Origin of the sequence: Streptomyces sp. NPDC047117, assembly GCF_040643545.1 — a bacterium.
In the GTDB taxonomy this organism is placed as follows: domain Bacteria; phylum Actinomycetota; class Actinomycetes; order Streptomycetales; family Streptomycetaceae; genus Streptomyces.
The window spans coordinates 1-12,516 of sequence record NZ_JBEYUN010000029.1 but is presented as its reverse complement, the minus strand read 5'-3'; the positions used below and the strand labels follow the sequence as shown (position 1 = coordinate 12,516).

Below are 12,516 nucleotides of genomic sequence, written 5' to 3'. Positions count from 1 at the left end.
GCACGCCTCGCGACCGGAAGTGGCCGCCCCCTCAGCGCACCCCTCGAGGCCGGAACTGGATGCTGATCCGGGGGCCGGCCGGGCGGGCTGTTTTGGGGATGGCGTGGTCCCAGGTGCGCTGGCAGGAGCCGCCCATGACGATGAGGTCGCCGTGGCCGAGGGAGCGGCGGACGGTCGGTCCGCCGCCGTCGCGGGGGCGGAGCACGAGCGCTCTGGGCTCGCCGACGGAGAGGATCGCGACCATGGTGTCCTGGGTGCGGCCGCGGCCGATGCGGTCGCCGTGCCAGGCGACGCTGTCCTCGCCGTCGCGGTAGTAGCACAGCCCGGCCGTGCGGAACGGTTCGCCGAGCTCCTCGGCGTAGTACGCGCCGAGTTCCTCCCGCGCCTCGTCGAGCACCGGATGCGGCAGTTCCACGCCCTCTGCATAGTGGCACAGCAGCCGCGGCACATCGACCACCCGCTCGTACATCTGCCGCCGCTCGGCGTGCCAGGGGACGGCCGCCACCAGCTCCTGGAACAGCTCGTCGGCCCCGGTCAGCCAGCCGGGCAGCACGTCGATCCAGGCGCCGAGGCCCAGGGTCGTGCGTTCGACCCCTGCCAAAGGCCGCAGACCGATGTCGTCGACCCCGTCGAAGAGCGAGCTCTGCAAGTGCGTGGTGGCCATGGTGCCAGCGTACGCCGTGTTCGAATTTCTGTGCGAATGTTGCACGGGTCAGGAGTCGCGGAACACGGCCGCCAGCTCTCCCCGCGAGCGCACGCCGAACTTCGCGTACACGTGCGTGAGGTGGTACTGCACGGTCTTCACCGACAGGAACAGCTCCGACGCGACCTGCGCATTGCTCATCCCGCGCGCGACCAGCCGGGCCACAGCGCGCTCCTGTGCGGTGAGCCGGGAGAAATCCTCCGCGCCGCCCCTTTTCACGCCGCCGGCCTGCAGTTCCCGCTCGCAGCGTTCGACGTACGTACGGGCGCCGAGCAGCACGTACGCGTCCCGGGCGTTCTGGAGCAGCGCGTCCGCCTCCCGGCGCTTGCCCGCGCGGCGGAGCGTCTGGCCGTACGCGTAGCTCACCCGTGCCCGGTCGTACGGCAGCGGTAGGTGCTCCAGGTGGGCCAGCGCGCCTTCGAAGTGGGCACGGGCCGTGTCGAGGTCGCCCTCGGAGCCGGCGATCCGGCCGCGTACGTAGCCGAGCCGGGCCATCGTGGAGCGGTGGCCGCGGTCGGCGGCCAGCTCCTCGAAGGGCTTCAGGAAGGTGTCGGCCTCGGGCACCCGGTTGGTCATCACCAGCGCGTTGGCGTAGACGTCCTGCCAGGGCCAGAAGCCGGGTTCGTCGATGCCCTCGCGCTGCCGCAGCCGCAGGACGGGCTCCAGCGCCGCGGTCACCCGCTCGTACTGGCCGCGGGCCTCGGCGACCTGGGCGCGGGCCAGGCAGGCGGGCACCACCATCGCTTCGTAGTGCTGCATGTCGGCGGAGGCCTGCCGGGCGTGGTGGTGGGCGGCCGCCCAGTCGCCGCGCAGCGCGTGGATCTGCGCGCCCGTCCAGTGCACCAGCGGGCGCAGCAGCTCCATCCGGACCTCGGCGAGCTGGGCCGCCGCCCGGTCGACCGTGCGCACGGCGTCCTGCCAGGCGCCCAGCGCGAACTGGGTGCGGGCCAGCCAGGCCTGTGCCCAGAGGGAGATCCGGGTGGAGCCCATGCGGAAGCCGGTCGGTACGGCGCCCTCCAGCTCGCGTCGTGCGGCCTCCGGCTCGTCCATCGCCAGGTCCATCCAGCCCCGGCCCATCTGTACGCGCTGGGACTGGGCGCCGCTGGAGATCCGGGCCAGTACGTCGTCGTAGGCGTGCGCGGCCTCCTCGGCGCGGCCCATGGCGGCGAGCCCGAGCCCGAGAATCGCCTCCGACTCCACCGCCGAGGGCTCCATCGGGCCGACCAGGTCGACGGCCTTGCGGGCCCAGTGGACGAGGTCGGCGGCGCGGCAGCGGCCGAGCGAGTGCAGTACCCGGCGGTGGCAGATCGCGGCGGCCAGCTCGGGCCGGCGGGCCGGGTCGCAGCGTTCCCAGGCGTGCGTGAGCCGCACCTCGGCCTCTTCGGGGCGGCCGCGGGTGATCGCGAGGTAGCCGAGGACGGAGTCGCGCAGGGCGCCGGGCGGGTAGCTCTCCAGCTCGGCGGCGAAGGTCTCGGCCTGCGGCCGGTCCCCCGCGCCGACCAGGGCGTCGACGGCCCGCAGCAGCCGGTCGCGGCGGGTGGCGCGGGCCGGGGTGAGCCGGCTGGCGGCGACCAGCGCGCCGGCCACCTGGGACCAGGCGCCCTCGGCGGCCCGGTCGGCGGCGAACCGGTCCAGGTCGTCGGCGAGCTCGGCGTCGGCGGCGGGGGTGGCGGCGACCCGGTGCATCAGGCGGCGGCCGTGGTCCTCGACGATCTCCGCGGCGCGGCGGTGCAGGTCGCCGCGTTCGACGAGGCCGAGTGCGCCGTGCACGGCGGCCCGTACGAGCGGGTGCGGGAAGGTGAGGAGGGTCAGTCCGGGGCCGTCGGCCGTGGTGAGCAGGCCGGCCCGGCGGGCCTCGTCGACGGCCGCGAGCGGGTCGGCGACGCCGGACAGCTCGGCGGCCTCGGCGAACGGCACCGCCTCGCCGAGCGCCGAACAGGCCTCGATGAGGGTGCGGGCCTGCGGTCCGCAGGCGTCGAGGCGGCGGTGGACCGCGGAGGCGTACCGGCGGGGCGCGGGCAGGGCGGGCTGCCAGTCCCGCCAGATGCCGGCGGGCACTTCCTGGAGCAGGTCGGTGATGTGGAGGGGGTTGCCGCGGGTGTGGCGGCAGAGGATGCGCGCGGCGGGGAGCGAGAGGTCGACGCGGCCCGCGCTCCAGGCCAGCTGCTGGACGTCCTCGGGGGTGAGCGGGCCCAGCCGCAGCGCCCCGTCGCGGTACGCGGCCAGGAAGTCCAGCACGTCGACCGGCAGCCGGTGCAGTGCGTCGTCGGCGGCGGCCAGCACGACGAGCACCTTCTCGGTGGACATCCGGCGGACGGCGGAGGCGACGGCGCGCAGCGAGGCGGCGTCCGCCCAGTGGGCGTCGTCGATGACGACGACGGCGGTGTCCTGGCGGTGGGCGCTCCATATCTCGTACAGCCGGCGGCCGGCGGCGAGCGGGCCGGGCGGCTCGGCCGGTGCGGTGCCGTCCGGGAAGAGGGCGGCACCCGCGGCCTTGGCGAGCTGGTCGGCGACGCCGAGGTCCAGCTCGTTCTCCCAGCGCACGCCGCTCGCGCGGTACACGCGGACGGCGTGCTCGCCCGGGTCGTGCTGTTCGTCGAGGCCGCGCTGCTCCCGCAAGAGGCCCTGCTGATCGTTCAGACCGTGCTGTTCCTGCAAGAAGTACTCGATCAGCGCGGTCTTGCCCATGCCGGAGGCCCCCTCGACCAGGACGATCGAGGGGTGTCCGGTGCGGGCCGCGGCCAGCAGGCGGTGCAGGGCGGCCAGCTCCGCCTGCCGGCCGGCGGGGCCCTGCCGGCCGGTCTCGCGGACATCCTCCGGGGAACCGTTCGCGCCGTCGTGATCGTCCATTGCGCTTCACATTAGCCGCGCGCGGGCGGCCGCTCACGCGGGCCGCTCATCCCTGGTCACCGCCGGCCACGGGCAGGACGGAGGCGGTGATGTACGAGGCCTCGTCGGAGGCCAGGAAGCAGATCGCGGCGGCCTGCTCGTCGAGCTTCCCGTACCGCTTGAGCAGGGAGGAGTCGACCGTCTGGTCGACGATCTGCTGGTACCAGGCGCGTTCCCGCGCGTCGGCGGCGGCCGGGCCGCGGGCGACCCGGCGGGGCGGCGCGTCGGTGCCGCCGGGCGCGGTGGCGACGACGCGGATGCCGTACGGGGCGGCCTCCAGGGCCAGCGCGGAGGTGATGCCGTTGATGCCGCCCTTGGCCGCGGCGTACGGGACGCGGTTGACGCCGCGGGTGGCCACCGAGGAGACGTTCACGATCGTGCCGGAGCGCTGGGCGCTCAGGTGCGGGAGGGCCGCGTGGCAGGTCCACAGCGTCGGGAAGAGGGAGCGCTGCACCTCGGCCCGGATCTGCTCGGGGGTGTAGTGCTCGTAGGGCTTGGCCCAGATGGTGCCGCCGACGTTGTTGACCAGGACGTCGATGCGGCCGCCGAGCGCGCGGTGCGCCTCGGTCACGGCCCGCTCGGCACCCTCGTACTGTTCGAGGTCGGCGGTGACGGCGTGCGCGGCGGCGCCGTCCTTGCCCAGTTCGGCGGCCAGTTCCAGGATCAGTTCGGAGCGGTCGACGAGGACGACCTCGGCACCCTCGGCGGCCATCCGGCGGGCCACGCACTCGCCGATGCCCTGTGCCGCCCCTGTGATCACGGCCTTCCTGCCGGCGAACCGGCCGGGGAAGTGCGCGGCGCTCACCGGGCGGCCCCCGCGAGCTGCGCGGTGCCGGTCGGCGCGAACTTCTCGGTGTGGAAGTGGGCCGGAACCACGCCCTGTTCGGCCAGATGCGTACGTACCGCCTCGACCATGGGCGGCGGGCCGCAGACGTACACGTCCACGTCGCCGTCGTTGAGGTGGCGCGGCTCCAGGCGGCCGGTGACGTACTCCTTGACGCAGTGGTCGTAGGTGAAGCCGGGGATGACGGCGGCGTAGTCGGCGAGCGCTTCGAGGCGTACCAGGTCGCGGTCGGCGGAGACGCCGTAGACCAGGTGGACGGGGTGGGCCGGGGGCTCGGTGGCGAGCTTCTCCAGCATGGAGAGGAGCGGGGCGAGGCCGGTGCCGCCGGCCAGCAGCAGTGCGGGCCGCTCGATCCCGCGGAGGTAGAAGCTGCCCATCGGGCCGGTGAACTCGATGCGGTCGCCCGCCTGGGCGCGGTCGCGCAGGTAGCCGGACATCGCGCCGTCCTCGGTGAGGCGGACGAGGAAGGAGACCTGGCCCTCGGCGGGGCCGGAGCTGAAGGAGTAGGAGCGGGTGACGTCGGTGCCGGGCACGGCGACGTTGACGTACTGGCCTGGGAGGAAGGCGAGCGCGGCGCGGTCGTCGGGCTCCAGGGTGAAGGCGACGGTGGTCTCCGACAGCTTCTCCAGCGCGACGAGGGTCGAGGTGTGCGTGGCGGCGGCGGTCTTGGCGGCGTCGGAGGTGGTGGGGATGCGGAGCACCAGGTCGCTCTGCGGGGTCATCTGGCAGGGCAGCGCGTACCCCTGCGCGGCCTCCTCGTCGGTCAGCGCCTCGTCGATGTAGTCGCCGCCGTCGTAACGGCCGCTCTCGCAGAGGGACTTGCAGGTGCCGCAGGCACCGTCCCGGCAGTCCAGGGGGATGTTGATGCGTGCCTTGTAGGACGCGTCGGCGACGGTTTCGTTCGGTCCGCAGGTGACGAACCGGGTGATGCCGTCCTCGAAGGTCAGGGCGACCTGGTAGCTCATGGTGAACTCGATTCGGGGGGAAGGGCGGGACTCGGAGGCCGGGGTGGGGGGCCTCAGATGTGGTAGATGTCGACCACGTGGTGGATGCAGTCGTTCTTCAGAACGACCTTCTTCTTCGTGATCAGCGGGGTCCCGCCCGAGAAGTCGATGGTGTAGAACGACGTCCCGAAGTACGGGTCGATGTTCTGGTAGCGGTAGTACAGCGTGTGCCAGTTGAAGCGGACGTCGATCTCGGCGCCGCGGCGCTCCACGACCTCGACGTTGGCGATGTGGTGGCCGGTGCGCGGTTCGGGGAGGCTGGTGGCGCTGGAGCGGTCCGTGCGGATGCGGAAGACCCGGTCCTCCAGGCCGCCGCGGTTGGCGTAGTAGATGAGGGAGATCTCGGTCTGCGGGTCGCGGGTCAGCTCGTCGTCGTCGGCCCAGGCCGGCATCCAGAACTCGACGTCCGGGTGGTAGCACTCCAGCCACTTCTCGAACTCGCGGTCGTCGAGGTAGCGGGCCTCGCGGTAGAGGAACTGGCGGATGTCCTCCACGGTGACGGCCGCGGTGGCCGTCTCGGTGCTCACGGTCATGTCCTCGCTCCGTCCTTACCGGTCCTGGCCGGGGGTGGCGGCGTCCTCGGCGGCAACTGCCCCGCGCATGGTGTCCAGCCAGTAGCCGTGCTGGATCGGGTAGAGCGTCTCGTCCTCGGTGCGGGCGCCGCTCGCGACGGGGTGGATGCCGAGCTTCTTGGCGTCCTCGTCGGGCCCGGTGATCCGGTGGGCGACGCCGCGGCTGAGGTCGTTCCAGGGGGCAGCGCCGGCCAGGTAGGTCTTCTGGCAGGAGCGGAACTCCTCCAGGTCGTCCGGGGTGGCCATGCCGGAGGCGTTGAAGAAGTCCTCGTACTGGCGGATGCGGTTGGCGCGGGCCTCGGCGCTCTCGCCCTTGGGGGCGATGCAGTAGATGGTGACCTCGGTCCTGTCCACCGCGATCGGGCGGAAGTGCCGGATCTGGGAGCTGAACTGGTCCATCAGGTAGACGTTCGGGTACAGGCAGAGATTGCGCGAGTACTCGATCATCCAGTCGGCCTTGACCTCGCCGAACTCGGCGACCAGTTCGTCCCGGCGCTCGTTCAGGGAGCGGTTGGCGGGGTCCTCCCACCGGGTCCACAGCAGCAGGTGGCCGTGTTCGAAGGAGTAGTAGCCGCCCTTCTGGCGGGCCCAGCTGCCGGCGTCCATGTTCTTGGTGTCGTTGGCGGACTCGCCGGAGGTGCGGCGCGCGGTGGTGGCGGCGTAGTTCCAGTGGGTCGCGGAGACGTGGTAGCCGTCGGCGCCGTTCTCCGCCTGGACCTTCCAGTTGCCGTCGTAGGTGTAGGTGGAGGAGCCGCGCAGCACCTCCAGGCCCTCCGGGGACTGGTCCACGATCATGTCGATGATCTTGGTGGCCTCGCCGAGGTGCTCGGTGAGCGGCTTCACGTCCGGGTTGAGGCTGCCGAAGAGGAAGCCGCGGTAGTTCTCGAAGCGGGCGACCTTCGTCAGGTCGTGCGAGCCGTCCTTGTTGAACTGCTCCGGGTAGCCGGCGCCGCGGCCGTCCTTGACCTTCAGCAGCTTGCCGGAGTTGTTGAACGTCCAGCCGTGGAACGGACAGGTGAAGGTGGTGCGGTTGTCCGTCTTGCGGCGGCAGAGCATCGCGCCGCGGTGGCTGCACGCGTTGATCAGCGCGTTCAGCTCGCCGTCCTTGCTCCGCGAGATCACCACGGGCTGGCGGCCGATGTACGTCGTGAAGTAGTCGCCGATCTCCGGGATCTGCGTCTCGTGGGCGAGATAGACCCAGTTGCCCTCGAAGATGTGCTTCATCTCCAGCTCGAAGATCTCCTCGTCGGTGAAGATCTTCCGCCGGGCCCGGTGGATGCCGTTCTCCTCGTCCTCCACCAGGGCGTCGTCCAGGATCGCCCGGGTGGTGACCGACGTCTGCGTCATGGTCCCTCCAAACCTGCGCCCGGTGCCCCGTCGTCCCGTCGGGGGCCCTCACGGCCGCTTTTCAGCACCATGGCAGCGGGGTGACGACGCCACCCCGGGCATTCCCCCAGGGTTGACCCAGGGCCCTATTCAGATTCCTTGCATATCAATCGGCGGCAAAAGAGTATTTCTCTCGTCTGGAACCCGCTGCCTACGATGAGCCGCATCCGGCGGCAAGGAAGCCAAGGAGGCCCCATGGAACTGCGCCACCTGCGCTATTTCGTCGCCGTCGCCGAGACCCGGCACTTCGGCCGCGCCGCGGAGAACCTGCACATGGCACAGCCCCCGCTGTCCCAGGCGATCCGGCAGCTGGAGGCCGACCTCGGGGTCGAGCTGTTCACCCGGACCACCCGCCAGGTGGCCCTGACCGGGGCCGGCGAGGTCTTCCGCACCGACGCGGTACGGATCCTCCAGTCGGTCGACGAGGCGACCACCCGCGTGCGCCGCTTCGCCAAGGGCGCCGAGGGCATCCTGCGCCTCGGCCTGACCGGCACCGCCTGCTACCGGCAGCTTCCCGAGATCGCCCGGCTGGTCAAGGAGGAGATGCCGGGGGTGGCACTGGAGATCCACACCGAGCTGCTGACCCCGGCGCAGGAGCTGGCCCTCAGCGAGAACCGCCTCGATGTGGGCATGCTCCGGCCGCCGGTCCGGCAGGAGGGCATCGTCTGCCGGGAGGTCGCCCGGGAACCGCTGGTACTGGCGGTCCCCGAGGACCACTGGCTGAGCGAGGCGGAGGCCGCCGAGGTCGGCCAGCTGCGCCACGAGAACTTCATCATGTACGCGGTCAACTCCCGTTCCGTCGTCAACGACGCGGTCACCCGGAGCTGCCTCGCGGCGGGCTACTACCCGCACTGCGCACACGATGTCACCGAGACCTCGACCGCGCTGGCGCTCGTCGCCGCCGGCCTGGGGATCGCCCTGCTCCCCGACTCCGTCCGCTCGGTCTCCCGCGACGGCGTCGTCTTCAAGCCCCTCCGGGACGCGGAGACCGTCGGACTCGCCCTCGCCTGGCGCGAGAACGACGCCTCGCCCCTGCTGGAGACGCTGATCGGCGTCCTGGAGACGCACGGCGTATTCGTCCCGGACCCCGCCCCCGGGGACCGATGAAGACCACCGCAAACGAGGACCGATGAAGATCACCGCCATCGAGGCGATTCCGTTCGCCATCCCGTACAAGAAGCCGCTGAAGTTCGCCAGCGGCGAGGTCCGCACGGCAGAACACGTCCTCGTACGCGTCCACACCGACGACGGCCTCGTGGGCGTCGCCGAGGCACCGCCGCGCCCCTTCACCTACGGCGAGACCCAGGAATCCATCGTCGCGGTGCTCGACAAGATCTTCGCGCCGCAGCTCACCGGCCTGGCACCGACCGCACGCGAAGCCGTGCACGCCCGCCTGAACCGTACGGTCGGCAACCCCACCGCCAAGTCGGCCGTGGACATGGCCCTGTGGGACATCATCGGGCAGTCCGTCGGGCTGCCTGTCACCGAACTGCTCGGCGGCTACACCGACCGGATGCGGGTCTCGCACATGGTGGGCTTCGCGCCGCCGGAGCGGATGGTCGCCGAGGCGCAGCGCATCCGCGACACCTACGGCATCACCACCTTCAAGGTGAAGGTCGGCCGCCGCCCCTTCCGGCTCGACGTCGAGGCCTGCCGCGCGCTGCGCGAGGGACTCGGTGACGACGTGGAGCTGTACATCGACGGCAACCGCGGCTGGACCGCGTCGGAGTCGGCCCGCGCGCTGCGCGCGATGGACGGGCTCGATCTGACGCTGGCCGAGGAGCTGTGCCCGGCCGACGACGTGCTGGGCCGCCGGTGGCTGGTCTCGCACACGGACATCCCGTTCGTCGCCGACGAGAGCGCCGTCCGCCCCGGCGAGGTGACCCGCGAGCTGCTGGGCGGTTCCGCGACCGCCATCAGCATCAAGACGGCCCGTACCGGCTTCACGTACTCCCAGCGCGTCCACCACCTCTGCGAGGGCCTGGGCGTGGAGGCCGTGATGGGCAATCAGATCGACGGCCAGATCGGCACGTTGTGCACCGCGGTCTTCGGATCCGCGTACGAGCTGACCGCCCGCCGGGCCGGCGAGCTGTCCAACTTCCTCGACATGAGCGACGACCTGCTCGCCGAGCCGCTGGCCATCGAGGACGGCACGCTGCGCGTCCGCGAGGGCGCGGGCCTCGGCCTCGTCCTCGACCCCGAAAAGCTGGCCCGCTACCGCCAGGACACCTGAGCCGCCCCCTTCTTCCCCCTCTCCCCGTCAGGACAGGAGCACGACCATGAGCGAGAACGTCCAGGAGCAGGCCACCGCCGCCGCGTCCGGCGCCTCGGCCACCGAGGCCTTCCGCGCGAAGCAGCGGTCCGAGGCCGTTTCGAGCAAGGAGCGCGTCGACACGCTGGCCACCGAGGTCATCACCGCCGTGCACGACGTCATCCGCCGGCACAAGGTGACGTACGCCGAGTACGACGCGCTCAAATCGTGGCTGATCGGCGTCGGCCAGGACGGCGAGTGGCCGCTCTTCCTCGACGTGTGGATCGAGCACGTCGTCGAGGAGGTCGCCAACGAGAACCGCCAGGGCAGCAAGGGCACCATCGAGGGCCCTTACTACGTCCCGGAGTCGCCGAAGCACGAGGCGGAGACCACTCTGCCGATGCGCGAGAACGAGGCCGGCACGCCGCTGCTCTTCCAGGGCCAGGTCCGGGGCGTGGACGGCGAGCCGCTGGCCGGCGCGCACGTGGAGATGTGGCACGCCGACGACGACGGCCTGTACTCGCAGTACGCGCCGAACCTGCCGGAGTGGAACCTGCGCGGCACCGTCGTCGCCGACGACCAGGGCAACTTCAAGATCCACACGATTCAGCCCGCGCCGTACCAGATCCCCACCGACGGCTCCTGCGGCAAGCTGATCGCCGCGGCCGGCTGGCACGCCTGGCGCCCCGCGCACCTGCATCTGAAGGTGTCGGCGCCCGGCCACCAGCTGATCACCACGCAGCTGTACTTCGAGGGCGGCAGCCACGTCGAGGACGACATCGCCTCGGCCGTGAAGCCCGAGCTGGTCCTCGCCCCGAAGCCCGCGGCCGACGGCAGGGGCAACGAGGTCACGTACGACTTCGTGATGGACCGGACGGAGGCCTGAGCATGCTGTTCGCCGTGAAGATGGACGTGAACCTCCCCACCGACCTGGACCCCGAGGTCAAGGCCGACACCCTCGCCCGCGAGAAGGCGTACTCGCAGGAGCTGCAGAAGGCCGGGAAGTGGCCGCACATCTGGCGGTGCGTCGGCCAGTACTCCAACCTCAGCGTCTTCGACGTGGAGTCCAACGACGAGCTGCACGACATCCTGTGGGGCCTGCCGCTCTTCCCGTACATGTCCATCGAGGTGACGCCGCTGGCGGTGCACCCCTCCGACATCAACGGCTGACGGGGCGGGGCATGGACAAGGTAGTGGCCACCGCCGCGCAGGCGGTGGCGGATGTAGCCGACGGTGCCTCGTTCGCCGTGGGCGGCTTCGGGCTCAGCGGCGTCCCCGACGTGCTGATCCAGGCCGTGTACGAGACCGGCGCGAGCAGCCTGCGCGTGGTCTCCAACAACTGCGGCGTGGACGGCGGCGGCCTGGGCATCTGGCTCGGCGCGGGCCGGATCGCCCATGTCACCGGCTCCTACGTCGGCGCCAACAAGGAGTTCGCGCGGCAGTACCTCGCCGGTGAACTGGAGCTGGAGCTGACCCCGCAGGGCACGCTCGCCGAGCGGCTGCGGGCCGGCGGCTGCGGCATCCCCGCGTTCTACACCCCGGCCGGGGTGGGCACGGACGTCGCCGACGGCGGCATGGTGCTGCGGTACGGGGCTGGGGGCACCTCCCGGCCGGAGGCTGGGGGAGGCGAGATCGCCAAGGCGTCGCCGCCCAAGGAAGTGCGCGAGTTCGACGGCGAGAGTTACGTGCTGGAGCGCGGCATCACCACCGACTTCGCGCTCGTTCGGGCAGCGAAGGGCGACCGGCACGGCAACCTCGTCTTCAACAAGGCGGCGCGCAACTTCAATCCGCTCGCGGCGATGGCCGGCCGGATCACCGTCGCCGAGGTGGAGGAGCTGGTCGAGCCCGGCGAGCTGGACCCCGACGAGGTGCACCTGCCCGGCGTGTTCGTCCAGCGGGTGCTGGCGCTGACGCCGGAGCAGGCCGCGGACAAGAAGGTGGAGCGGCGCACGGTCGCCGCGCCGCCGGAGGGCGAAGGGACGGTGCGCGCCTGATGGCCTGGACCAGGGAAGAGATGGCCGCGCGTGCCGCGGGCGAGCTGCGCGACGGCGACTACGTGAACCTCGGCATCGGACTGCCGACGCTGGTGCCCAGCTGTCTGCCCGAGGGCGTGGACGTGGTGCTGCAGTCCGAGAACGGGCTGCTGGGCGTCGGCCCGTACCCCGCCGAGGACGAGGTCGACCCGGACCTGATCAACGCGGGCAAGGAGACCGTCACGGTGCTGCCGGGCGCGGCCTTCTTCGACTCCGCGCTCTCTTTCGGGATGATCCGCGGCGGGCACATCGACACCGCGATCCTCGGCGCCATGCAGGTCTCCGCAGGCGGTGACCTGGCGAACTGGATGATCCCGGGGAAGATGGTCAAGGGCATGGGCGGCGCGATGGACCTCGTGCACGGCGCCCGCCGGGTGGTCGTGGTGATGGACCACACCGCCAAGGACGGCAGCCCGAAGATCGTCGAGAGCTGCTCGCTGCCGCTGACCGGCCGGGGCTGCGTCCACCGGATCATCACCGACCTCGGCGTCCTGGACGTCACCGAGGACGGGCTCGTCCTGGTGGAGACCGCGCCCGGCGTGTCCGCCGAGGACCTTCTCGCGCGCACCGCAGCCCCCGTGCGGGTCCCCGCCGCGCGCGGCTGACCCGCAGCCTCCGCCGCCCCGCCGGCCGGACTCCCGGACAGCCGTCCGGCCGGCGGGGACCGAACCCGGCCGGTGCGGGCATCCGGTCCCGTACGCGCTCCGCCAGGTGCCCGGCTCATGCGGCGCGCGCCCGGGCCCCGCGCCGGTCGTGGGTGTCCGGATCCGTCGGACGCCCGGCGGCGGGGCGCGGGCAGGCCGCTCCGTCCCACCGGCCCCGGCCGCTGGGCCG

The 12,516-nt window shown here is 72.0% G+C and carries 12 protein-coding genes; 6 read left to right on the top strand and 6 right to left on the bottom strand.

Going from position 1 to position 12,516, the window contains the following annotated elements:
• Positions 1 to 31: 31 nt before the first annotated feature.
• From ABZ840_RS35150 to benA, 6 genes are read right to left on the bottom strand one after another with little or no spacing between them, the layout of a single operon-like run.
• Positions 32 to 664, bottom strand: a complete 633-nt coding sequence (locus tag ABZ840_RS35150; RefSeq protein WP_361567305.1) for an alpha-ketoglutarate-dependent dioxygenase AlkB — start codon at positions 662 to 664, stop codon at positions 32 to 34.
• Positions 665 to 712: 48 nt separating this feature from the next.
• On the bottom strand, positions 713 to 3,553 hold the full coding sequence (locus ABZ840_RS35145) for an AAA family ATPase (protein ID WP_361567303.1): 2,841 nt from the start codon (positions 3,551 to 3,553) through the stop codon (positions 713 to 715).
• 46 nt (positions 3,554 to 3,599) lie between these two features.
• On the bottom strand, positions 3,600 to 4,397 hold the full coding sequence (locus ABZ840_RS35140; RefSeq protein WP_361567301.1) for a 1,6-dihydroxycyclohexa-2,4-diene-1-carboxylate dehydrogenase: 798 nt from the start codon (positions 4,395 to 4,397) through the stop codon (positions 3,600 to 3,602).
• On the bottom strand, positions 4,394 to 5,401 hold the full coding sequence (gene benC / locus ABZ840_RS35135) for a benzoate 1,2-dioxygenase electron transfer component BenC (protein WP_361567298.1): 1,008 nt from the start codon (positions 5,399 to 5,401) through the stop codon (positions 4,394 to 4,396). Before benC ends, ABZ840_RS35140 begins: the two co-directional genes overlap by 4 nt.
• Before the next feature lie 53 nt (positions 5,402 to 5,454).
• A complete protein-coding gene (gene benB / locus ABZ840_RS35130) occupies positions 5,455 to 5,973 on the bottom strand; it encodes a benzoate 1,2-dioxygenase small subunit (RefSeq protein WP_361567296.1) in 519 nt (172 codons plus the stop codon).
• 15 nt (positions 5,974 to 5,988) lie between these two features.
• Positions 5,989 to 7,359 (bottom strand): benzoate 1,2-dioxygenase large subunit, encoded by a 1,371-nt coding sequence (gene benA / locus ABZ840_RS35125; RefSeq protein ID WP_361567293.1) that lies wholly within the window; start codon positions 7,357 to 7,359, stop codon positions 5,989 to 5,991.
• 234 nt (positions 7,360 to 7,593) lie between these two features.
• Here benA and ABZ840_RS35120 point away from each other — a divergent pair, with 234 nt between their 5' ends.
• The 6 genes from ABZ840_RS35120 to ABZ840_RS35095 are packed head-to-tail and all read left to right on the top strand — an operon-like array spanning position 7,594 to position 12,287.
• On the top strand, positions 7,594 to 8,505 hold the full coding sequence (locus ABZ840_RS35120) for a LysR substrate-binding domain-containing protein (protein WP_361567291.1): 912 nt from the start codon (positions 7,594 to 7,596) through the stop codon (positions 8,503 to 8,505).
• Between the two features lie 22 nt (positions 8,506 to 8,527).
• The gene (locus ABZ840_RS35115; protein WP_361567288.1) at positions 8,528 to 9,631 is read left to right on the top strand and encodes an enolase C-terminal domain-like protein; all 1,104 of its coding nucleotides are present in this window, start codon (positions 8,528 to 8,530) and stop codon (positions 9,629 to 9,631) included.
• Between the two features lie 46 nt (positions 9,632 to 9,677).
• The gene (gene catA, locus ABZ840_RS35110; protein WP_361567285.1) at positions 9,678 to 10,535 is read left to right on the top strand and encodes a catechol 1,2-dioxygenase; all 858 of its coding nucleotides are present in this window, start codon (positions 9,678 to 9,680) and stop codon (positions 10,533 to 10,535) included.
• Positions 10,536 to 10,537: 2 nt separating this feature from the next.
• The gene (catC, locus tag ABZ840_RS35105) at positions 10,538 to 10,819 is read left to right on the top strand and encodes a muconolactone Delta-isomerase (RefSeq protein ID WP_361567282.1); all 282 of its coding nucleotides are present in this window, start codon (positions 10,538 to 10,540) and stop codon (positions 10,817 to 10,819) included.
• An 11-nt stretch (positions 10,820 to 10,830) separates the two neighbouring features.
• Complete coding sequence (locus ABZ840_RS35100; protein WP_361567276.1) at positions 10,831 to 11,643, top strand: CoA transferase subunit A; 813 nt, start codon at positions 10,831 to 10,833, stop codon at positions 11,641 to 11,643.
• Entirely contained in the window at positions 11,643 to 12,287 is a 645-nt protein-coding gene (locus ABZ840_RS35095) for a CoA transferase subunit B (protein WP_361567272.1), read from the top strand. Before ABZ840_RS35100 ends, ABZ840_RS35095 begins: the two co-directional genes overlap by 1 nt.
• Positions 12,288 to 12,516 lie beyond the last annotated feature (229 nt).

Bases quoted from the DNA above. Each gene is read 5' to 3' on its own strand.
- benB (WP_361567296.1), bottom strand. From the start codon at position 5,973: ATGACCGTGAGCACCGAGACGGCCACCGCGGCCGTCACCGTGGAGGAC.
- ABZ840_RS35150 (WP_361567305.1), bottom strand. From the start codon at position 664: ATGGCCACCACGCACTTGCAGAGCTCGCTCTTCGACGGGGTCGACGAC.
- benA (WP_361567293.1), bottom strand. From the start codon at position 7,359: ATGACGCAGACGTCGGTCACCACCCGGGCGATCCTGGACGACGCCCTG.
- catA (WP_361567285.1), top strand. From the start codon at position 9,678: ATGAGCGAGAACGTCCAGGAGCAGGCCACCGCCGCCGCGTCCGGCGCC.
- benC (WP_361567298.1), bottom strand. From the start codon at position 5,401: ATGAGCTACCAGGTCGCCCTGACCTTCGAGGACGGCATCACCCGGTTC.
- ABZ840_RS35120 (WP_361567291.1), top strand. From the start codon at position 7,594: ATGGAACTGCGCCACCTGCGCTATTTCGTCGCCGTCGCCGAGACCCGG.
- ABZ840_RS35115 (WP_361567288.1), top strand. From the start codon at position 8,528: ATGAAGATCACCGCCATCGAGGCGATTCCGTTCGCCATCCCGTACAAG.
- catC (WP_361567282.1), top strand. From the start codon at position 10,538: ATGCTGTTCGCCGTGAAGATGGACGTGAACCTCCCCACCGACCTGGAC.
- ABZ840_RS35100 (WP_361567276.1), top strand. From the start codon at position 10,831: ATGGACAAGGTAGTGGCCACCGCCGCGCAGGCGGTGGCGGATGTAGCC.
- ABZ840_RS35145 (WP_361567303.1), bottom strand. From the start codon at position 3,553: ATGGACGATCACGACGGCGCGAACGGTTCCCCGGAGGATGTCCGCGAG.
- ABZ840_RS35095 (WP_361567272.1), top strand. From the start codon at position 11,643: ATGGCCTGGACCAGGGAAGAGATGGCCGCGCGTGCCGCGGGCGAGCTG.